Here is a 20011-nt window from a genome sequence, read left to right on the forward strand (position 1 = left end):
AATCAGTTGTTGATTTCCAACAGTTTGGTGCGCAGCTCGCCCTCGATGCGGCCCAGCTCCTCCTCGGCGCTGGCGCGCTTGGCCTTGCCCTCGGCGCGGATCTTGTTCAGCTCGTCCAGCGTCTCGATCAGTTGCTTGTTGGTCTGCTGCAGCGTCTCAATGTCCACAATGCCCCGCTCGGACTCCTTGGCAATGTCGATGGTGCCCTGCTTGAGGGTGGCCGCATTGCGCTTGAGCAGCTCGTTGGTGGCATCGGTGACGGCCCGCTCCGCCTTCATGGCCTCCTGGCTGTGGGCAATGCCCAGGGCCAGCACCATCTGGTTCTTCCACAGCGGGATGGTGTTCACGATGGTGGTCTGGATCTTTTCGGCCATGATGGTGTCGTTGGACTGGATCAGCCGGATCTGGGGGCCCATCTGGATGGAGACATTGCGGGTCAGTTCCAGATCGTAGAGCTTCTTCTCGAATCGGTCGCAGAGATCCGCCAGGTCCCGGGCCGCCTGGGCATCCTCCGGCAGCTGGGTGCGCTGGGCCTTCTCCTGGGCCGCTTTCAAATCGCCGGCACGCACCGCGTTCAGCTTCTTCTTGCCGGCCAGGATATACATGGTCAGCTCCTTGAAGTACACCAGATTCAGCTGGTACATCTTGTCCAGCATGGTGATATCCTTCATCAGGGTGACCTGGTGGTCCTCCAGCTGGGCGCGGATGCGCTCCACATTCTTATCGGCGCTGTCATACCGGGTCTTGAGCTGCTCGATGTTGCTGCCCGCCTTCTTGAAAAAGCCCAGGATGCCCTTGGGCTGCTCGGCGTTGGCGTCAAAATCCTTCAGTTCGGTGATCAGGCTGGTGATCAGCTCGCCGGTCTCCCCCATGTCCTTGGTCTTGACCCGGGAAAGGGCCGTCTCGGAGAAATCACTGAGCTTCTTCTGGCTGGCGGCACCGTACTGCAGCACCAGCTGGGAGTTGGTAATATCAATTTTCTCGGCGAAATCGTCCACCATCTTCTGCTCTTCCGGGCTCAGCGGGGTGTCCTCCACACGGACAGGTTCCGCCTTGGGGGCTTCCTCCTCCGCCTTTTCCTCCGCCATGGGGTCCAGCGTCAGACTGGGGGCGGCATCCAGCGTCAGCGACGGGGCCGCCGGTACGTTCAGGTCCAATTCCTTGTTCAGGTCAGCCATTGAGGGTCCTCACTTTCTTGTATGGTCTTTATTTTGTCAGGTTCTGGCTCTTCAGGATGCTGTCCAGCACTTCCATGTCGGTGGACAAGTCCATCACCTCGCTGCTGTACAGCGATTCGAGAAGATTGTCAAAGGCGTTGGCCGTGGTGACGGCATTCTGCCGCAGCTCCGAAAGAATCCCGTCGGAGGCACCGTTTGCCTCCAGCTCCACATAGCCGCTCATCAGCTTGATGATCTCCGGCAGATAGTACCGCGCAAACCGGTCGATCTGACGGGCCTTTTGGGGGTCATGCTCCACCGTCCGGACGATCTTGCGGCCGGTGGCCTCCATCTGGTCCATGGCGTCCGACAAAACCTGGTCGGGGATGGCATCGTTGAGCTGGTGCAGCGCATCCAGGTTCCGTTCGATGCCGGTGAGCATGGCGTCCACATCCTCGCTGCCGGTGGCAAAGGGCATCAGGGTGCGCACCACCCGCATGGGACAGAGCACCCGGGCCACGCCGTACACCACAGCGCTGCACACCGCCACCAGGACGAGATTGCCCAGCGAATAGGGCGGAAACACCAGCGATGCCACCGGCCAGGCCAGCGCCGCCAGATAGAGCGGCAGAACGGGCCGGACCTGTTTTTCCTTCCATTTGCTCATGGCGTGTCCTCCCGATGGAATAATAGACTTATTATAGACCAAAAACGGGGTGGTTTCAACCGTCGGAATGTAAAAACGGCGTCAGCGCCGCGCCCCAGGCGGCCCGCAGTTTTTCCATCGACCAGGCCGCGTTGGCGGGGCTGGTGCTGGGCAGCACGGTGGCGGCCAGGCCGGTCAGCGGCTGGGCGTACCGGGCATAGACCCGCCCCGAGGCAGCCCCGTTGCAGAACACCGCCCGCACCCCCAGCCTTCGGATCAGCGCCGCCACATCGTTGGGTTCCACGTTGCGGATGGAGGCATCCGACGCGCCGCGGATATCGCAGGCGCCGATGGTATCCCACACCGCCATGCCGTGGCGCAGGATGATCTGCTTTTTGGCTTCCAGGTCGGCCCAGTCCGGCACCGGTTCCCCGGTGAGGGAGGCCAGCAGCGGCCAGAACCGGTTCTGCGGGTGGCCATAGAAAAAGCCCTGTTCCCGGCTCCTGGGACTGGGAAAGCTGCCCAGGATCAGCGCATTGGCCCGGGCCCCGTGGAGCGGCGGCAGGCCCGGCCCCACATGGGTGTAGGCCGCTTTGGTGGAGGCCATCTCAGAACGCCTCCGGCCACAGGCTGCGGCAGAGGTCCGCCACCCCGTGGGGCGCGGCGTCGGGGCCGGTGCGGTCGGCCGCGGCCTTGGCGGCTTTGCTACCGTTTTCCATGGCAATGCCCAGCCCTGCGGCGGCCAGCATGGGCACGTCGTTGTCGCCGTCGCCCATGGCCACGCATTCCTCCGGCGTCAGGCCCGCCAGCCCGGCCAGCTCACAGAGGCCGTGGCCCTTGTCCACCCCGGTCTGGCAGATGTCGCAGCCGTCGCTGCCGGGGTAGGAATAGAGGAACCGCAGTCCCAGATAACCGTACTTTTGCTGGAACTGGGCGGCACGCTCGGGGGGCAGGAAGCCGAAGGCACCGAAGGGCATCTCCACCAGGTGATGATCCTGGTCTTCCCCGTCCAGAATATGGTTGTGAAGATTCTTGGCACGATCCCGGGCGATAAACTCCTCATAGCCGATGTAGGCGTAGTTGGCATCGTGGAAGGTAAACCGCAGCGGCAGTTCGTAGTCCTCAAAAAAGTCCACCAGCGCGTACATTTCCTCGTTGGTCAGCCGGTGGAGGGCCAGCTCGTTGCCCTTGCCGTCCAGCAGCTGGGCGCCGCCTGCGCAGACCCAGTAATCCGGCCGCACCGACCGCAACAGTCCCTTGCCCACGCCGGTACGGCCCCGGCCGGTGGCGATGGCGATCTTCACGCCCAGGCGCTGCACGGCGTTGACCGCGTCGGCGTTCTCCCGCGGGATGCGCTCGCAGCCCTCGGGGCGCAGCGTGCCGTCTATATCCAAAAGCAACAGCTTGTACTTCATGAAAATTCCCTCCTGTGGGGTATTATAGCAAAGTATACCGCTTTCCCGCAAGGCATATTGTAAACGGGGGTGATCTGCATGCACGGGGGTCTGGAACTGGCACGGCCGCGGCGCCGCAAAAAGGCAATCCGGGTGGCGGCCGGAGCGCTGGCGGTGGCGGCGCTGTGGCTGGCAATGCCCCGCCTGCGGGTCGGATTTTCGGCAGTCCGGGAGCGCGCCGCCGCGGCGCTGGGCGACTGGGTCAGTCCCCACTATACCGACCGGCTGGCGTCGCTGACCCGCCAGAACGCCGACCTGCATAAGCAGCTGGCCCGGGCGCAGCAGGCCCAGGCAGAAAACGATGCCATGCGCCAGCTGCTGGGCAGCTCCCTGCCCGAGGGCCGCTGGCAGCCCGCCCGGGTGGTGGCCCGCCGCAGCGACGGTGCCGTGCTGGCCTGCACCGCCGAGGCGGGAGCCGCCGTGCTGGACGCCCGGGGCCGCTTTGCCGGGCAGGTGGTGGAGGCGACCGGCCCGGAGACCTGCCGTTTTGCCTTTGCGGGCAGTGAGGAAGCCCCCTGTGCCGGGTTGAGCGGCACTTTTGCGGGATTGCTGGAATGGCAGGGTGACTGGGTCCTGACGGGACTTCCGGCGGACTGCGCCCTGCCCGCAGGCAGCGTGGTGACCACCCCCGGCGGCTGCTGGCTGGGACGGACGGCAGAAGCGCCCCGCCCCGACGCCGACGGGCTGACCGCCCGGTCCCTGCTGACCGACACAGCCGACTTGAACGGCTCGGTATTTTTTGTAAAAGTTTCGTGAGCAATTGCCAATTCGACAAAAATCGCCTATACTAGTAACCAAACGGAGGTGGAAGGCATGTCCAGGCGAAAAGCGGACCGTCCGGGCGGACGGGGGCGTGTGGCTGTGCTGCTGGTGCTTTGCTGCACGGTCTTTGTGCTCTTTTTTGCGCGGCTGGCCTGGATGCAGTTTGCCATGGCCGACCACTATGCCGAGAAGGCGGCCGAAGCCAGTTCGGCCAGCTACACGGTGGAACAGCATGCAGCCCGGGGGATGATCACCGACCGCAACGGCACGGTGCTGGCCCGGGACACCACCGTCTACGATGTGTATCTCCGGGTTCCGGCGCCTCCGGGCACCGATCTGACCGAGACAGTTCAAAGGATGCAGGCCCTGACAGGCGGCAAGGATGTGGAAACACAACTTGCCGCCTTTTGTTCTGCCGTTTCGGCCGGTGAACTGCTGGTGCTGGAGGCGGTGGACAGCGAAACCATGACGGCGCTCTATCAGTCCGGGCTGGTGCAGAGCGGCGCCATCCGGCTTTCCGCCCGCGGGGAGCGCAGCTGGCCGGAGGGCACTCTGCTGCCCCACGCCCTGGGCTTCACCGGGCCCATCACGGCGGAGGAATGGCCTGCCGCCAAAGCCAAGGGCCTTGCCATGGACAGCATTGTGGGCCAGAGCGGGCTGGAGAAAGCCTACGACGATCTGCTGCGCGGCCAGGACGGGCAGCTGCTCATCAACACCGGGCTGGACGGCGCCGTGCGCGCCACCATCCAGCAGAGCACCACCACGCCGGGTGCCACGCTGGTGCTGACGCTGGACGCCTCCCTGCAGGCCACCCTGCAGCAGGCGCTGCGCCAGCGCATCGAGACACTGCAATCCACCGCCATGGCCGGGGGCGGGCGGGAGTGCCGCGCCGGTGCCGCCGTGGTGGTGGATGTGAAGACCGGCGGCATTCTGGCCGCCGCCAACTGGCCGGGCTACGATCTGAACAATTACCGCAGCGACTATGCGGCCCTTTCCGCCAATGCCGACGCGCCGCTGCTGGACCGGGCCTTCCAGGGCCTGTACGCCCCCGGCTCCGCCTTCAAGCCGGCAGTGGCGGCTGCGGCCCTCACCGCGGGTTTCGACCCCGACGACACCGTCAACTGCACGGGACGATACCTGTACTACAGCGGCTACCAGCCCGGCTGCCTGCAGTACGGCCATGCCGGGCCGGTCGATATGCGCACCGCCCTGGAACAGAGCTGCAACATTTTTTTCTATGATGTGGGCCGGCGGCTGGGGGTGGACACCTTCAGCGCCATGGCAGAGCAGCTGGGGCTGGCACAGCCCACCGGCGTGGAAGTTCCCGAGGCGGAGGGTCGCCTGACCTGGTCCACCGACGAGAACTACCAGGCGGGCCTTACCCTGATGGCGGCCATCGGCCAGGGCAACACCGCCGTGACCCCCGCCCAGCTGGCCGTCTATGCCGCCACGCTGGCCACCGGCGGCCAGCGCCCCACCCTGCATTTTGCCGACCGGGCCCTTCAGCCCGCCACCGGGCAGACCGTCTGGCAGTACGAGCCCAGCTTTACCACCGTGCCGGGCGGCGAGACGGTGTTCGGGCCTATCCGGGACGGCATGAAGCGGATGGCCCAGACCAACCGCTACCTGCGGGAAGCCCCGGTGGTCTGCGCGGCCAAAACCGGCAGTCCCCAGCTGGCCGATACCCTGCCCAACGGCACCCACTATGTCAATTCGGTGCTCATCGGCTACGCCCCCGCCGACGATCCCCAGATCGCCGTGGCCGTGGTGCTGGAGTACGGCGGCGGCGGTGCCAACGCCACCCCCGTCCTGCGCGCTGTGCTGGATGCATGGTTTTGACAAAAATCGTACGCAAAAGGCATATCACGGGACATTTTTGCACATCAATCTAGAGAGTATGTTGTTAAAACGTTCAAAAAAGCCAAACCTTTTTTAATCAAATAGCCAGTTGCCGCCGCTTGCAAAGTGTGTTAGAATATGAATGAGAGAGTGTCGCGGTAGTGTGCGGCCTCAACTACAGGAGGCACGCCCTTGAACGCACAATGTATTATGCTCTGCTCCGGCAAAGGCGGAACCGGCAAAAGCACCGTATCGGTGCTGTTGGGCGCTGCGCTGGCCCGTCTGGGCCGCAAGGTGCTGCTGGTGGAACTGGATTCCGGCCTGCGCAGCGTCGACATCATTGCCGGCGTGTACGGACGTACCGTCTATGATATTGAGGATGTTCTCTGCGGAAGGTGCGAGGCTGGCAAGGCCATCGTGCCCAGTCCGCTGTATCCCGGACTCTCGGTCATCAGTGCCCCGTATGAGGGCGGCGACGTGGAAGCGGCACCGCTGGGGCGGCTGCTGATGGCCGTACGTCCGTATTTTGATTTTGTGCTGCTGGATACCGCCGCCGGGATGGGTTCGCCCTTCACCGCCGCGGTCTCGGTGGCCGACAAGGCCCTGCTGGTGCTGACCCCCGATCCCATCGCCCTGCGGGACGGAAAGATCGTCGCCGACCGCATTCTGAGCGGCGGCCGCCCCCAGAGTACCGTGCGCCTGGTGATGAACCGGGTCACGCGGGACAGCTTCGGCAAACGGGCTGCCGTGTTCGATCTGGATGAGTGCATCGACACGGTGGGGGCACAGCTGCTGGCCGTTATCCCGGAAAGCCGGGAACTGCAGCAGGCCGGTGCCCACGGCACAATCCCCGCCCCCGGCGACCCCGCCGTGACCGCCGGGCAGGCAATGGCAAAACGTCTATGCGGGCAGCGAGTCCCGCTTACCTTTTAACTTTTGAAGGATGGTGTAGCGTTATGATAATCGCGTTGGTGGCCCACGACTCCAAAAAGGAGTTGATGGTGCAGTTCTGCACCGCCTATCGCCATATACTGTCCCAGCACCATCTGATCGCCACCGGCACCACCGGCCGTCTGGTGGAGGAAAACACCGGCCTCACGGTGCAGAAATTCCTGCCCGGCGGCCATGGCGGTGACCAGCAGATCATGGCGCGCATCGCCTGCGATGAGGTGGACATGCTGCTGTTTTTCCGCGACCCCATCAGCGCCAAACCCAGCGAACCCAACGAGATGAACCTGCTGCGCATCTGTGATGTACATAACATTCCGGTGGCCACCAACATCGCCACCGCCGAAGTGCTGATCCACGGCCTGGAACACGGGGACCTGGACTGGCGCACCATTCTCAATCCCCAGCACTGATTTTCCGATACCAACAAACCGCCCCGCGCAATACTGCGCGGGGCGGTTTTGTGTTATGAAGCGTCACGCTGCCAGAGGAGGATGGCATCCTCCGGCAAAGGGGCATTGTTCTGGTAAAACCAGGACATGAAGGAGTGGTAGGGCAGATAATAGGCGGCGCAGAGGGATTCCATCTCTGCCTGACCGTACCCCCCCGCCGTACAGATGGCCGTCCGGGTGTTTGCCGGGGTTTCCGCATTGCGCCCCAGGGTGTCCAGCCACTGCTGCCACAGGGTGCCGCTTACCGTAAAGACCACCGCAGTGCTGTTCTCGGTGTCCACCATTTTGCTGGACACCAGCGCCCCCGACGCCTCGGCCGACAGGGTGGCATACAGCCCCTCCCCGGCAAACGGTGAATTCCCCGGTATACCCTGCTCCTCATAGCGCACCTCTTCAATCACCTCCGCCCCATAATCGGGATAGGTGGTGCGGGCATATTCATACAGTGCTCCAAGGCCCAGTGTGACCGCGCACAGCGTCGCCGCCACCGAGGCCAGCACGGTCAGCATCCGCTTTTTCCGCTGGTTCTTGCGGACCCGCCGCAGCGCGTCGGCCTGTTCCCGTTCCCGGGCCTGGACCGCCTCCCGCTCCAGCGGGGCGTCGGTCTGCATCTTCTCCCACAGCGCCCGGCAGTCCGGGCAGCTGTCCAGATGTGCCCGCAGGTCGGCGGCCGTCTCGGGTTCACAGAGTTCGTCTTTATACAGCGGCAGCAGGTCGCGCACCAGATAACAGGGCAGTTTCATGGCAAAGCCTCCTTCAGTTTGGTACGGGCGCGGTAGTAGGTCACCCGTGCCCAGGTTTCTGTCTTTCCGTGCAGGGCCCCGATCTCTCCAAAGCTCAGTTCCCCGTATACCCGGAGCCAGAACACCTCCCGGTAGGGTTCCGGCAAAGCATGCAGTGCCCGGTATACTTCCAGCGCCGCCTGCCGCTGCTCCAGCGCTTCCCCCGGCAGCGGGTCACCGTCCGGGGAATCGGGCAGCTGTTCCGGGGCCGGGGCCTCCCTGCGGTGGCGGCGGTAATAATCTGTCAGGGCATGTTTGGCAATGCTGCACAGCCACACGTTCAGTGCGGCTTCCCCCTGGAACCGGTCTATCCCGCGCAGCGCCTTGTAAAAGGTCTCCTGAGCTAGATCGGCGGCCAGTTCCTCGCTGCGGCAGAGCGACAGCAGATAGGCATAGACCACCTTGTGGTATTGCATATACACCTGTTCAAAGCTGTCTTTGTCCACCTTTGGCCCTCCTTTCCTGTTTTCAGCCGGCTGTACTCTTAAGACGCAGAACCCGTCCAAACGTTACAGGTTTTTTCACAAAAAAAGCGGGGCCCCGCAGGGTCCCGCCCGATGTACCGTAACTCAGTAGCTCATGATATCCTTGACCGCACCCGACATGGAGAACAGTTTGGCCGACAGATGGTCCAGATAGACAATGCCCAGCTTGTTGCCGGTCTCCTCGTTGTAGAGGTCCTCCAGCTGGGGCGCCACCTTGAAGGCTGCCTCCTGGGCTTCGGGGGTATTGTCAAAGTTGGCAGTGCCCTGCACCCGCAGCCACTCGCCGCGGTCGTTGGCCGCGCAGAGTTCCAGGTTGGTGTTGTCCAGCAGCTGCTTGTAGGCTGCCTTGTGCTTGCCGATGGCCAGGCACAGATGGCCGTTGTACCACATGGCAAAGCCCAGCGGCCGCACACGGGGCAGATACCCGTCCACGGTGGCCAGGTAGAATGTGGGATTTTCCTTCAGAAAGTTCATGATTTCTTCGTTCGGTTTCATGACAATCCCTCCTCTTTGGATTTACAGTTTTGCCAGCGCGGTCTTCAGCCGCTGGGCAGCTTCCTTCGTGCGGTCCGCATCGCCGAAGGCCGTCAACCGGAAATAGCCCTGCCCGCAGGGGCCGAAGCCCTCGCCGGGGGTGCCCACAATGTGGGCGGTGTCCAGCAGCCAGTCAAAGAATTCCCAGCTGCCCATGTTGCCGGGGCAGCGCATCCAGATGTAGGGGCTGTTCTTGCCGCCGCAGTACCAGACACCGGCCTCGTCCAGCGCCTCTGCAATGACCGCCGCATTCTGACGGTAGTAGTCCAGGTTGTGCTGGATCTCCTTCATGCCTTCCTCGGTGAAGACCGCCTCGGCGCCGCGCTGCACAATGTAGGGCACGCCGTTGAACTTGGTGGTCTGACGGCGCAGCCACATCTTGTTCAGGCTCTGGCCGTTGGACTGGATGGCGAAGGGCACCACAGTGTAGCCGCAGCGGGTGCCGGTGAAGCCGGCGATCTTGGAGAAGCTGCACACTTCCACCGCCACTTCCTTGGCGCCTTCCACCTCGTAGATGCTGCGGGCGCAGCCTTCCTCGCTGACAAAGCACTCGTAGGCGGCATCATAGAGGATCACCGCGTGATGCTCTTTCGCCCACTTCACCCACTGGGCCAGCTGGGCCGTGGTGTAGGCCGCGCCGGTGGGGTTGTTGGGGCTGCACAGGTAGACGATGTCCGCCTGGGTGGTCTCGTCGGGCATGGGCAGGAAGTGGTTCTCGGCGTTGGCGGCCATGTACCGGATGGTGCGGCCTGCCATCACGTTGTCATCCACATAAACCGGGTAGACCGGGTCGGGCACCAGCACGGTGTTGTTCACATCGAAGAGATCCAGCAGGTTGCCCAGATCACTCTTGGCGCCGTCCGAGACAAAGATCTCCCCCAGCTCCAGTTCCACACCGCGGCCGGCGTAGTACTTCCGGATGGCTTCCCGCAGGAAATCGTACCCCTGCTCGGGGCCGTAGCCGCGGAAGGTCTCCTTGTGGGCCATCTCGTCCACCGCCTTGTGCAGCGCCTCGATGACCGGGGCGGCCAGCGGCAGCGTCACATCGCCGATGCCCAGCCGGATCACATCGGCCTCCGGGTGTGCTTTCTGATATTCGGCAACTTTATGGGCAATCGTGCTGAACAGATAGCTCTCGTTCAGCTCGGCATAATGCGGATTGAGTTGCATGAGAATCCCCCTCTTATGTATACTTATTCAGTCAGGTCTACTGTACCACAATTTCCGGCAGGGCGCAAGTCAAGATTGCGCGGCGGCTTCCGGCGTGGCTGCCCAGGACTGGGCGCCGTGAATGGCCGCCATCATATCCTCATAATTTTTATACACCATGACCACATAGCGGTGGGCACGGTTTTCCTGCTCGTCGCCGTCCTCGTAGACCACCGTGGACCACCAGTACAGCTGGGACAGGTTCATCGACCCCAGTTCGTCCATGGTGGTCAGCAGGAAGATCTGTCCCTCCGGCGGGTTGGCATGGCTGGTCTTCTGCAGCCATTCATAGGGCTGCATCGTGTTGAAATTGTAGGGGACCCACACCTCGATCTGTCCGTCGGACCATTCGGTCAGCACATTGCCGTTCCAGAAGCTGGCATACCCCTGGGTGTAGCCGTTGTCCACCAGCCAGTCACAGACCTCCGCCAGGTGGGGATTGACCCGGTAGCCGCTGGTAAAATACCGCATGCCGGAACCGATGCTCACCGCCACAAAGCAGACGCAGAAGGCCATGGCCGCCGCCCGCCGGGCGTGGGGCACCCGGAAATGCTCGGTCTCCCCTTCCAGCTGCAGCACCGGGAAGACCAGCGGGATGATGGTCAGCCACTGATAGGGGTTGGTATCGGTCAGTTTGCCCGTCCAGGCAAAGACCGCCCCCTGCTCCAGGCAGACAAAACCCAGCAGCAGCGGTGCCAGCAGCTGGATGGGCTGCAGTTCCTTCCAGTGCTGCAGCAGCCGCACCAGGCTGAAGACGATGGCCCCCGCCGTCACCAGGCCCACGGCACACAGGATGCCGATGAGGGAGAACAGCTCCACTTCCCCGCCCACCGAGGAATCGATGGGATAGCCGAACAGTGTGAGGAAATCGGCCAGCTTTTCCACAAATGCCTGGATGCTGAAGGTGTTCCAGAGTCGGCCGTCATAGCTCAGCGTCTGGTGGGAGGGCACCAGAACCTTTTCGTAGATGCCGTAGCCGGCCACCGCCACTGCGGAGGCTGCCACCGTGACCAGCAGCAGCTTTTTCTCCCGGACGGGGCAGGCTTCGGGATGCTGATGCCACTGCAGCAGCAGGGCCACTGCCGCCGTCAGAAGCATGGGAATATAAAAGCCCATCAGGCCCTTGAGGCCGTTCAGGCCGAAGATGCCGCTCACCGCCAGCAGCAACAGCCACTGCACCACCCGCCGTTTCCGGCCCGCCGGGCGCAGCAGATGCAGAATGGCACCGAAGGCCAGCAGCAGCAGGATCATGTAGGGCAGATAGAAGCCGCCCAGCAGTCCATACCACAGATAGCACACGCCAAAGGGGCAGACCAGCGCCGCCGCGCCCCAGGCCCCGCACTGTTTCAGGCCCAGGCCGTGGCCCGCGTAGAGGTAGGACAGCACCAGCAGGAGCAGGAACGCCCCCTGCCCCAGCATGCGGGCGGCGAACCAGCTGTGGGGGAAGAGCAAAAGCCCGATGCGGTAGAGTGGCTGCAGACAAAAGACCTGCAGCTCGGTGGAATACCACCACTGGGTGGTCAGCAGGCCGCCCTCCTTGTTCAGGATGTCCGACAGGATCATCTCGCTGGCCATGTCACTGTCGATGTAGGCGCGGCCATGCAGGCAGAGCACCAGCATGGTGATGCAGTAGCCCGCCACCAGCCAGATCCAGGGAAACCACCGGAAGAAGCGGTCACTTTTTCGTTCACCCGGGACGAACAGGGCCGCCCGGAGTTTTTCTCGCAGCATGTTGGATATCCTCCTTACTTTATAAGAGACATCCCCATTATAGCAGTCCGGCCTACCGGTGTAAAGCCGCACCGCTCATACCGTGACCACCCCTTCAAAGGCGGTCTGCGCCGGGCCGCTGAGCAAAACGGTATCATCCTCCAGCACGCAGACCTGCAGCGCGCCGCCGGGCAGCCGCACCGACACCTCGCAGCCCCGGGGACAGTTGCCCGCCAGCGTCCAGGCCACCACCGCCGCGCAGGCGCCCGTGCCGCAGGCCAGCGTGGCGCCGCTGCCCCGCTCCCACACGGTGGCCGCCAGGGTCCTCGGTCCCGCCTCCTGTACGAACTCCACATTGACCCCCTCCGGGAAGGCCGGGTGACAGGCCAGCGCTTCGCCCCATCGGGCCAGCACCGCCCCCGTGGGCGGGGCTTCGCGGCAGAACACCACACAGTGGGGATTGCCCATACTGATGCAGCTGACCTTCCAGCTCCGCCCCGCTGCCGCCAGGGGAATGTCCAGCAAGGGCCCCGCCCCCAGTCCCACAGCCGGCAGATCCGCCGCCCGGGCGGAGAACCGGCCCATCCCCGCCCGCCACACATGGGGACCCACGCGGTAGAGCGTCTTGCGGCCCGCCCGCCGGGTGTCCAGTTCGATGAGCTCCTTCTGGACGCCGTGGGTGTACAGGTATTCCGCCACGCAGCGGATGCCGTTGCCGCACATGGCTCCCTCGCTGCCGTCCGCGTTGAACATCACCATGGTGGCGTCGGCGTCCGCCAGCAGGGGCGGCGCAATGCAGATCAGCCCGTCCGCTCCCACCGAAAAGCGCCGCCGGGACAGTTCCGCCGCCCACCGGCCTGCCTCGGCGGGCACACCGCTCTGGCGGCAGTCCAGGTAGATATAGTCGTTGCCGGCGCCCTGCATCTTGGTAAATTTCAGCTGCATACCATCACACTCCCCCCGAACAGACTATGCGGCGGAAGAGGGTTTCAACACTGTCCGGCCTGGCGCTCATTTTTCTCCAAACCCCTTGACATACACCGGCGGATACGCTATATAATTAATGAATATTTGTTTGCAGAAGGAGCTAAATTATGGATTCCGAAGTTTTTGCGCGTATCCGCGATTACCTGGCCGACCAGCTGGAAGTTGATCCCGAAAAAATCACCCCGGAAAGTGACATCGTCAACGATTTCGGCGCCGACAGCCTGGACGTGATCGACATGATCACCACCCTGTCCGACGAGTTCGGCGTGGAGATTCCCGATGAGGACATCGAGAACTTCCACACCGTGGGCGATGTGGTCAATTATCTGGAGGAGCGGCTGTAATTTTTTGCGCCGTATGATGTGAAGGAGAAGACATGGCAAGCGATAAGAAAAAGATGGTGGAAGCGATCACCGCACAGGAGGTCGATTTTGCCCAGTGGTACACCGATATCTGCACCAAGGCCGAGCTGGTGGAATATTCCAGCGTGAAGGGCTTTGTGGTGCTGCGTCCCTACGGCTATGCGATCTGGGAGAACATCCAGAAGAACCTGGATGCCCGTTTCAAGGCCACCGGCCATGAAAACGTGGCGATGCCGATGCTGATGCCGGAAAGCCTGCTGAAAAAGGAAGGCGAACTGGTCAACGGCTTTGCCCCCGAGGTTGCCTGGGTCACCATGGGCGGCAGCGAACCCCTGGAGGAGCGCCTTGCGGTGCGTCCCACCAGCGAGACGCTGTTCTGTGACCACTTCAGCCATGTGCTGCACAGCTACCGTGACCTGCCCATGCTGTACAACCAGTGGTGCAGCGTGGTGCGGTGGGAGAAATCCACCCGCCCCTTCCTGCGCACCCGGGAGTTCTGGTGGCAGGAAGGCCACACCATCCACGAGACCGCCGAGGAGGCCAAGGCCGAGACCGAGCAACAGCTGAACTGCTACGCGGACTTCTGCGAGCATGACCTGTGCATCCCGGTCATCAAGGGCCGCAAGACCGACAAGGAGAAGTTTGCCGGCGCCGAGGCCACCTACACCATCGAGGCCATGATGAAGGACGGCAAGGCGCTGCAGAGCGGCACCAGCCATTACTTCGGCGACAAGTTCAGCCGCGCCTACGATGTGACCTTCACCGGCCGGGACAACACGCTGCAGTACCCCTTCCAGACCAGCTGGGGCGCTTCCAGCCGTCTGATCGGTGCCATCATCATGACCCACGGCGATGACGACGGCCTGATCCTGCCGCCGGCCATTGCCCCCGTGCAGGTGGTCATCGTGCCGGTGGCCGCCCACAAGCCCGGCGTGCTGGAGAAGAGCCGCGAGCTGGCGGCCGCCATCGGCCAGTATGCCCGCGTGAAGCTGGACGACAGCGACAAGCAGCCCGGCTGGAAGTTCGCCCAGTGGGAGATGAAGGGTGTTCCCCTGCGCCTGGAGGTTGGTCCCCGGGACATCGAGCAGGGTCAGTGCGTGCTGGTGCGCCGCGACACCCGCGAGAAGCAGTTCGTCAAGTTCGAGGACCTGCCCACCGCCATTCCCGCCGCGCTGGACGCCCTGGCGAAGGACCTGTACGACCGCGCGCTGAAGAACCGCGAGGCCCGCACCATGAGCGCCACCACCATGGAGGAGATCAAGGAAAAGGTTTCCAAGTCCACCGGCTTCATCAAGACCATGTGGTGCGGCGATCTGGCCTGCGAGGAAGCCATGAAGGAACAGGCCGGCCTCTCCAGCCGCTGCATGCCCTTCCAGCAGGAACATCTGAGCGATGTCTGCCCGGTGTGCGGCAAACCCGCCACCAAGATGGTCGTCTGGGGCATCGCGTACTGATCCATACAAAACAAAGCAGGGCAGCGCATGGCGCTGCCCTTTTCAGGTAACGGAATGATGGCAGTTTTGCTTCTGACATTGCTGGTTTACGGGCTGGGCCTGCTGCTCACCGCCGTGGGCAGCCGTCTGGCTGGACGCTGCACCACCTGGTGCTGTGCGCTGTGCGGGCTGCCCATGTGGGTGGTGGGCGGCACCGTGGCCCCCTTCTGCTTGGCGCTCCCCCAGCTGATGCTGGCCTTTCTGGCGGCGGGCCTTTCCATCACCGGCCTGGCCGTGGGCACCGCCCTGGCCGGGGCGGTGGCCAGCCTGGGGCTGGCGCTGGCCGTCTGCCTGCTGAACCCCCGGCACACCGTCACGGTGGACCGCAGCGAGTTTTTCCGCAAGTGCCTTCTGCTGCTGGCAGCCTGCGGCGTACTGGCCCTCTTTGTGCGGGACGGCACCCTGAGCTACACCGGCACCGGGCTGCTCATGTTCCTCTTTGTGGTGTTCGTGCTCATCAGCATCGTCTACCAGCACCACTACATCTACGGGGAGCGCAGCATCATCGTGACCACCGACCGGGCGCCTGCCTTCCCCCAGCCGGAAAGCACCACCGCCATCTACGGCTACACCGCCCACACCATGGCCTTCCCTGTCATGAGCGTGGCCAACGCCCTCAAGAATCTGGCCGGCGTCCTGGGCGGGCTGGTGCTGCTGGCCGGCGGTGCCCAGGCCCTTGTCTACAGCGTGGCCAGCTTTGCCAGTCTCACCGGCACTATCCAGGCCCTGTGGGCGGCCACCCTCATCAGTTTCGGGTTCTGTCTGCCGCTGCTGGCCGATGCCCTGGATCATCCCTTCGGCTCGGTCTGGAAGCGCTTTTCGGTGCGCTGCCGCTATTTTCCGCCCCGCACCCTGCCCATCCAGCTGATCAACAGCGCCATATTGAACCTGACGCTGGCCCTGCCCATCTCCAGCCTGATGTACCGCGAACGGCTGCCTTTCGGCTCCCAGTTCCGCCACTACGATCTGCCCGCCTGCGCCGCCATGACGCTGGTGCTGCTGTTGCCGCCGCTGCTTCGCCGCCGGCTGTACCGGTGGCAGGGCGCCCTCTGCCTGGGGCTGTATCTGCTCTATGTGGCGGTCGCCTGGTTCCTGCCGCTGTCCGGCGCCTGAAGATTTACCAATAAAAAACAAGCTGTACATAACGTACAGCTTGTTTTTTTATGCGCGTTTTTTCCGTTTGCGCACCGCGAATCCCGCCGCCAGCGCCAGCAGGGTGGCCAGGCTGACAAGATCGGCAGCCAGCCACCGCTTGGGCTCCCGGAAGGCCACCTGGATCTCGCCGGAATACCCCGCCGGCACCGTGACGCCCACCATGCCGTTGGGGGTTCGGAAAACTTGCCCGTCGGTGTTCAGAATCGTATATCCGGGGTAGTAGAGCAGCGGCAGTTCCGCATAGCCCTGTTTCCCCTGCACTTCACTGCAGCTGAGCACCGTTACACCCTTTTCCTGGGTCACCGAGGCAATCTCCACCGTGGTAACCGCCGTCCCGCAGTCAAAGCCGTCCCGGGTTTCCACCGCACCGTCCGGCAGATACAGGCTGTCGTAATACCAGGCCATATTGCTGACTTTATGGTCGGCATAGATCATCTGGGCACTGTCCCCCAGGTAGGTGGTATCCACCGTGGGCAGGTAGCTGTGGTAGAAGATGCCTACCCCCAGCAGGGAGGCCGAGAGCAGCAGCACCGCCACCGGCCGGGCATACTGTCCCCGCCGCAGTGCCGACACAGCGCAGACGCTGACCAGCACCAGCAGCAGAGTGGCCAGCGAAAAATACCGCCACGGGAACTGGACCGCCAGCAGGAACTTTCCCACCACCGGCAGCGCACCCAGCCATCCCCATGGGAAGGTGTTGGTGCTCATCCAGCAGGCCAGCGCCCCCAGCAGCATCGCCCACAGCCCGATTTTTTTCTCCTTGCGGGGCATGGTTTCGCCCTGGGTCAGCCAGCACCAGACAAAGGCAATGGCTCCGGCCACTAGCACTACCCCGATGCTGTTGTGGTCATCCCGCCAGTTGAGCAGCTGGGAGAGCCACAGGCCGTTCTGCTGCACCGCCAGTCCGCCGGCGAAGCTCTTTCCGCCGTACATATTGCTGTAGCCCCCCGTCATGACGGTGACAAAAGGCATGAGGAACCAGAGATTCAGCAGCACGGTCAGCCCCGCTGCGGCCGCCCACACGGTCAGGATCTGCCGGGTGAAGGTGCGGCGGAAATGGTACAGGCAGAAGATGGCGGTGGCCAGCGTGGCCAGTTCCAGCGAAATCATGTGGGTCTGCAGCAGTGCGCCAAAGGCAATGACCAGCTGGGCACCGGCCACCCGTTTTTCGCGGGCAGAGGGCAGGTTGTGGCCGTAGAGCAGGCTGAGCGCTGCCGGAATCAGCGGCAGGAAGGCCAGGGCAGTATACTCGCCCACGGCACTGCGCCAGTAGAGGTTGTACAGGTGATAGGGCGCCAGCATATACAGGATGCTGCCCAGCAGGGCGGTTTTGTTGTGGCGGAACATCTGACGGAAACTGAAGAAGGAGATGCCCGCCGTGGCCGCCTGAACGGCCATCACATAGGTGCGGTAGGCCCCCTGTACGCTCATGCCCAGCAGACGCAGCACCGCCGGAAAGTAGAGAAACAGTTCTCCGTAAAACAGGGAGGGCGCGTACCCGTAACCATCCTTGGCCTGGGAATAGATGCGCACCGGGAACTGCCCGTCCCGCAGCCCCTGGGCGATGCCCTCGATGCGGGACAGATGGAACCGCCAGTCGGCCCCCTGACAACCGCCCCCGTTCATCAGCATGGGAACGCAGCTCAGCAAGGTGACCCCCGCCAGCAGCCACAGGCACCCCCGCAGGTCGGCGTCCTGCAGCGCCCGGGGACTGCCCGGCACCAGAAGCAGCAGGCACAGGTCCACCAGCGCGAACAGTACCGCCCACCCCAGCACACAGGCCCAGGCGTAGACCATGTCCTGCCTGATTTCCACAGTGCCGATGGTAAAGATTCCGCCGTCGTTGTTGGCCACCAGACGGATGGTGTCGCTGGCGTAATTTACGTTGAGCACCACGGTGTCCTGCTGGGCCTGCACATCCACCCAGGCCTGTTCCCCGCTGACCGCCATCTTCTCGTCGGTGGTGAAATACAGGCTGGACCGGTGTTCGATGCCTTCCTCGGTGCAGCTGGGTTCATAGTCATAGGACAGCGTAACGCGGTAATGGCCTGCCGGCAGCGACATCACCGGTGTCTGCAGGATGGCTTCCCCCTCGGTCATCTCGGTGACGCCGCGGCGGCCCTCCTCGTCGTAGCCGATCTCGGAGTGTTCCGCGGTCTCCTCCCACTGGTCCGGCGTGAAGGTGTAGACCGCCGCCGGCTGGACCGCCGACCAGACCGCCCCCAGCAGGACCAGCAGCTGGACCAGGCCCAGAATCCACACAGGCGGGCGACGCAGCAGTTGTTGAATTGTTTTCATAAAACACAAACTCCTGTAAGCTAGGCAAATATTTTTATCACTATACCCTATTTTGCGAAAATGCACAAGCGACGGCGCAACTTTTTACGACAAAAGACCGCTGCACGGTCTGTGCAGCGGTCTTTTGTTCAAGCAGAAATCAGTCCACGATGATGCTCTTGCCGGTCATTTCCTCCGGCACGGGCAGACCGATATAGGGCAGCATGGTGGGTGCGATATCCGCCAGGCAGCCGCCCTCACGGAGCTTCACATCGCCGGCACCGATCACCGCGAAGGGCACCACGTTGGTGGTGTGGGCGGTGAAGGCGCTGCCGTCGGGGTTCTCCATCTTCTCGGCGTTGCCGTGGTCGGCGGTCAGGAAGACCACGCCGCCCTGGGCCAGCACGGCATCCACGACTTCGCCCACGGCCTTGTCCACGGCCTCCACGGCCTTGACGGCGGCCTCAAAGACGCCGGTGTGGCCGACCATGTCGCAGTTGGCGAAGTTCAGAATGATGACATCGTACTTGCCGCTCTCGATGCGGGCCTTGCACTCGTCGGCAACCTCATAGGCGCTCATCTCGGGCTTCAGGTCATAGGTAGCAACCTTCGGGCTGGGAACAACCTTGCGGTCCTCGCCCTCGTAGGGGGCCTCCACGCCGCCGTTGAAGAAGAAGGTCACATGGGCATACTTCTCGGTCTCGGCGATGCGCAGCTGGGTCTTGCCGTTCTTGGACAGGTACTCACCCAGCACATTCTTCAGCTCCACCGGCGGGTAGGCCACTTCGCAGTTGGGCATGGTGGCGTCGTACTCAGCCATGCAGACGTAGTTCACATGCAGACGGCCGCCGCGGCGCTCAAAGCCCTTGAAGTCGTCGTCGCAGAAGATGCGGGTCATCTGGCGGGCACGGTCGGGACGGAAGTTCATGAAGATGACGGTGTCGCCGCTCTCCACACGGCCGCCCTCGCAGGTGACCACCGGCACGACGAACTCATCGGTCACATCGGCGGCATAGCTGGCGTCGATGGCCTCCTGGGCGTTGGCGGCATGGTTGCCCTCGCCGTAGACGAAGGCAGCGTAGGCCTTTTCCTCGCGGTCCCAGTTGTTGTCACGGTCCATGGCGTAGTAACGGCCGCTCACCGTGGCGATCCGGCCGATGCCCAGCTCATCCAGCTTGGCCTGCAGATCGGCCAGGAAGCCCTTGCCGCTGTGGGGGTCGGTGTCACGGCCGTCCATGATGCAGTGCAGGTAGACCTTGGTGGCTCCCATGTGCTTGGCCATGTCCAGCACGCCGAACCAGTGGTCGGCATGGCTGTGCACGCCGCCGGTGCCCACCAGGCCCATAAGATGGATGGCCTTGCCGGCATCGATGGCCTTCTTCATGTTGTTGTAAAGCACGGGGTTCTTGAACATCTCGCCGTCCTGGATGGACTTGGTGATGAGGGTCAGCTGCTGGTAGACGATGCGGCCGGCGCCCATGTTGGTGTGGCCCACCTCAGAGTTGCCCATCTGGCCGTCGGGCAGGCCCACGGCCATGCCGGAGGCCTGGATGGTAGTCATGGGATAGGTGGCAAAGATCTTGTCCAGGTTGGGTTTCTTGGCGGCGGTCACGGCGTTGCCGAAGGTCTGGTCGGGCGTCCAGCCGAAACCGTCCATGATGCAGAGAAGTACAGGCTTTTTGCTCATAAGAGTAGGATCTCCTTAGAAAATCTTGATATTCTGAAAATGACAAAAGAGGGCCCGGTGCCCCGCTGGGGT

19 protein-coding genes are annotated in these 20011 nt (G+C 63.3%); 7 read left to right on the forward strand and 12 right to left on the reverse strand.

Annotation, left to right across the window (positions count from 1 at the left end):
• Positions 1 to 2: 2 nt before the first annotated feature.
• From ABGT73_RS08665 to ABGT73_RS08680, 4 genes are read right to left on the reverse strand one after another with little or no spacing between them, the layout of a single operon-like run.
• Complete coding sequence (locus tag ABGT73_RS08665; protein ID WP_346669376.1) at positions 3 to 1178, reverse strand: toxic anion resistance protein; 1176 nt, start codon at positions 1176 to 1178, stop codon at positions 3 to 5.
• Between the two features lie 28 nt (positions 1179 to 1206).
• On the reverse strand, positions 1207 to 1824 hold the full coding sequence (locus ABGT73_RS08670) for a 5-bromo-4-chloroindolyl phosphate hydrolysis family protein (RefSeq protein WP_346669377.1): 618 nt from the start codon (positions 1822 to 1824) through the stop codon (positions 1207 to 1209).
• A 55-nt stretch (positions 1825 to 1879) separates the two neighbouring features.
• A complete protein-coding gene (locus tag ABGT73_RS08675) occupies positions 1880 to 2410 on the reverse strand; it encodes a DNA-deoxyinosine glycosylase (protein WP_346669378.1) in 531 nt (176 codons plus the stop codon).
• Between the two features lies 1 nt (position 2411).
• A complete protein-coding gene (locus ABGT73_RS08680) occupies positions 2412 to 3218 on the reverse strand; it encodes an HAD family hydrolase (protein WP_346669379.1) in 807 nt (268 codons plus the stop codon).
• A 78-nt stretch (positions 3219 to 3296) separates the two neighbouring features.
• Between ABGT73_RS08680 and ABGT73_RS08685 the strand changes: the two genes are divergently transcribed.
• From ABGT73_RS08685 to mgsA, 4 genes are all read left to right on the forward strand, one after another.
• Positions 3297 to 4013 (forward strand): hypothetical protein, encoded by a 717-nt coding sequence (locus ABGT73_RS08685; RefSeq protein WP_346669380.1) that lies wholly within the window; start codon positions 3297 to 3299, stop codon positions 4011 to 4013.
• Positions 4014 to 4070: 57 nt separating this feature from the next.
• Complete coding sequence (locus tag ABGT73_RS08690) at positions 4071 to 5858, forward strand: penicillin-binding transpeptidase domain-containing protein (RefSeq protein WP_346669381.1); 1788 nt, start codon at positions 4071 to 4073, stop codon at positions 5856 to 5858.
• Positions 5859 to 6050: 192 nt separating this feature from the next.
• Positions 6051 to 6791, forward strand: a complete 741-nt coding sequence (locus ABGT73_RS08695) for an AAA family ATPase (protein WP_346669382.1) — start codon at positions 6051 to 6053, stop codon at positions 6789 to 6791.
• A gap of 23 nt (positions 6792 to 6814) precedes the next feature.
• Entirely contained in the window at positions 6815 to 7219 is a 405-nt protein-coding gene (gene mgsA / locus ABGT73_RS08700) for a methylglyoxal synthase (RefSeq protein ID WP_346669383.1), read from the forward strand.
• Between the two features lie 53 nt (positions 7220 to 7272).
• On the opposite strand, the gene ABGT73_RS08705 is transcribed toward mgsA, so the two are convergent.
• The 6 genes from ABGT73_RS08705 to dapF form a co-directional block, all read right to left on the reverse strand.
• Positions 7273 to 8001 (reverse strand): anti-sigma factor, encoded by a 729-nt coding sequence (locus ABGT73_RS08705; RefSeq protein WP_346669384.1) that lies wholly within the window; start codon positions 7999 to 8001, stop codon positions 7273 to 7275.
• Entirely contained in the window at positions 7998 to 8486 is a 489-nt protein-coding gene (locus ABGT73_RS08710; protein ID WP_346669385.1) for a sigma-70 family RNA polymerase sigma factor, read from the reverse strand. Before ABGT73_RS08710 ends, ABGT73_RS08705 begins: the two co-directional genes overlap by 4 nt.
• A 123-nt stretch (positions 8487 to 8609) precedes the next feature.
• Positions 8610 to 9020, reverse strand: a complete 411-nt coding sequence (locus ABGT73_RS08715) for a pyridoxamine 5'-phosphate oxidase family protein (protein ID WP_346669386.1) — start codon at positions 9018 to 9020, stop codon at positions 8610 to 8612.
• A 21-nt stretch (positions 9021 to 9041) separates the two neighbouring features.
• Positions 9042 to 10229 carry an LL-diaminopimelate aminotransferase gene (locus tag ABGT73_RS08720; protein WP_346669387.1) on the reverse strand — a complete coding sequence of 396 codons (1188 nt, stop codon included), beginning with the start codon at positions 10227 to 10229 and terminating at the stop codon, positions 9042 to 9044.
• Between the two features lie 69 nt (positions 10230 to 10298).
• Positions 10299 to 11999, reverse strand: a complete 1701-nt coding sequence (locus ABGT73_RS08725) for a hypothetical protein (RefSeq protein WP_346669388.1) — start codon at positions 11997 to 11999, stop codon at positions 10299 to 10301.
• A gap of 75 nt (positions 12000 to 12074) precedes the next feature.
• The gene (gene dapF, locus ABGT73_RS08730) at positions 12075 to 12923 is read right to left on the reverse strand and encodes a diaminopimelate epimerase (protein WP_346669389.1); all 849 of its coding nucleotides are present in this window, start codon (positions 12921 to 12923) and stop codon (positions 12075 to 12077) included.
• Positions 12924 to 13072: 149 nt separating this feature from the next.
• Between dapF and acpP the strand changes: the two genes are divergently transcribed.
• From acpP to ABGT73_RS08745, 3 genes are read left to right on the forward strand one after another with little or no spacing between them, the layout of a single operon-like run.
• Positions 13073 to 13309, forward strand: coding sequence for an acyl carrier protein (acpP, locus tag ABGT73_RS08735; RefSeq protein ID WP_346669390.1), 237 nt, complete (start codon positions 13073 to 13075; stop codon positions 13307 to 13309).
• A gap of 32 nt (positions 13310 to 13341) precedes the next feature.
• A complete protein-coding gene (gene proS / locus ABGT73_RS08740; protein WP_346669391.1) occupies positions 13342 to 14781 on the forward strand; it encodes a proline--tRNA ligase in 1440 nt (479 codons plus the stop codon).
• A gap of 57 nt (positions 14782 to 14838) precedes the next feature.
• Positions 14839 to 15933, forward strand: coding sequence for a hypothetical protein (locus tag ABGT73_RS08745; RefSeq protein WP_346669392.1), 1095 nt, complete (start codon positions 14839 to 14841; stop codon positions 15931 to 15933).
• Between the two features lie 48 nt (positions 15934 to 15981).
• Here ABGT73_RS08745 and ABGT73_RS08750 read toward each other — a convergent pair whose 3' ends face one another.
• Both ABGT73_RS08750 and gpmI read right to left on the reverse strand, forming a co-directional pair.
• Positions 15982 to 18273: a hypothetical protein gene (locus ABGT73_RS08750; protein ID WP_346669393.1), complete on the reverse strand. Its 2292-nt coding sequence runs from the start codon at positions 18271 to 18273 to the stop codon at positions 15982 to 15984.
• Between the two features lie 139 nt (positions 18274 to 18412).
• Positions 18413 to 19939, reverse strand: a complete 1527-nt coding sequence (gpmI, locus tag ABGT73_RS08755) for a 2,3-bisphosphoglycerate-independent phosphoglycerate mutase (RefSeq protein ID WP_346669394.1) — start codon at positions 19937 to 19939, stop codon at positions 18413 to 18415.
• Positions 19940 to 20011: the final 72 nt, after the last annotated feature.

Origin of the sequence: uncultured Subdoligranulum sp. (assembly GCF_963931595.1) — a bacterium.
Lineage (GTDB): Bacteria > Bacillota > Clostridia > Oscillospirales > Ruminococcaceae > Gemmiger.

Coding starts and splice junctions, on each gene's coding strand:
- ABGT73_RS08720 (WP_346669387.1), bottom strand. CDS start 10,229: ATGCAACTCAATCCGCATTATGCCGAGCTGAACGAGAGCTATCTGTTC.
- ABGT73_RS08725 (WP_346669388.1), bottom strand. CDS start 11,999: ATGCTGCGAGAAAAACTCCGGGCGGCCCTGTTCGTCCCGGGTGAACGA.
- ABGT73_RS08680 (WP_346669379.1), bottom strand. CDS start 3,218: ATGAAGTACAAGCTGTTGCTTTTGGATATAGACGGCACGCTGCGCCCC.
- ABGT73_RS08685 (WP_346669380.1), top strand. CDS start 3,297: ATGCACGGGGGTCTGGAACTGGCACGGCCGCGGCGCCGCAAAAAGGCA.
- dapF (WP_346669389.1), bottom strand. CDS start 12,923: ATGCAGCTGAAATTTACCAAGATGCAGGGCGCCGGCAACGACTATATC.
- proS (WP_346669391.1), top strand. CDS start 13,342: ATGGCAAGCGATAAGAAAAAGATGGTGGAAGCGATCACCGCACAGGAG.
- acpP (WP_346669390.1), top strand. CDS start 13,073: ATGGATTCCGAAGTTTTTGCGCGTATCCGCGATTACCTGGCCGACCAG.
- gpmI (WP_346669394.1), bottom strand. CDS start 19,939: ATGAGCAAAAAGCCTGTACTTCTCTGCATCATGGACGGTTTCGGCTGG.
- ABGT73_RS08715 (WP_346669386.1), bottom strand. CDS start 9,020: ATGAAACCGAACGAAGAAATCATGAACTTTCTGAAGGAAAATCCCACA.
- ABGT73_RS08665 (WP_346669376.1), bottom strand. CDS start 1,178: ATGGCTGACCTGAACAAGGAATTGGACCTGAACGTACCGGCGGCCCCG.
- ABGT73_RS08745 (WP_346669392.1), top strand. CDS start 14,839: ATGGCAGTTTTGCTTCTGACATTGCTGGTTTACGGGCTGGGCCTGCTG.
- ABGT73_RS08705 (WP_346669384.1), bottom strand. CDS start 8,001: ATGAAACTGCCCTGTTATCTGGTGCGCGACCTGCTGCCGCTGTATAAA.
- ABGT73_RS08675 (WP_346669378.1), bottom strand. CDS start 2,410: ATGGCCTCCACCAAAGCGGCCTACACCCATGTGGGGCCGGGCCTGCCG.
- mgsA (WP_346669383.1), top strand. CDS start 6,815: ATGATAATCGCGTTGGTGGCCCACGACTCCAAAAAGGAGTTGATGGTG.
- ABGT73_RS08690 (WP_346669381.1), top strand. CDS start 4,071: ATGTCCAGGCGAAAAGCGGACCGTCCGGGCGGACGGGGGCGTGTGGCT.
- ABGT73_RS08670 (WP_346669377.1), bottom strand. CDS start 1,824: ATGAGCAAATGGAAGGAAAAACAGGTCCGGCCCGTTCTGCCGCTCTAT.
- ABGT73_RS08750 (WP_346669393.1), bottom strand. CDS start 18,273: ATGAAAACAATTCAACAACTGCTGCGTCGCCCGCCTGTGTGGATTCTG.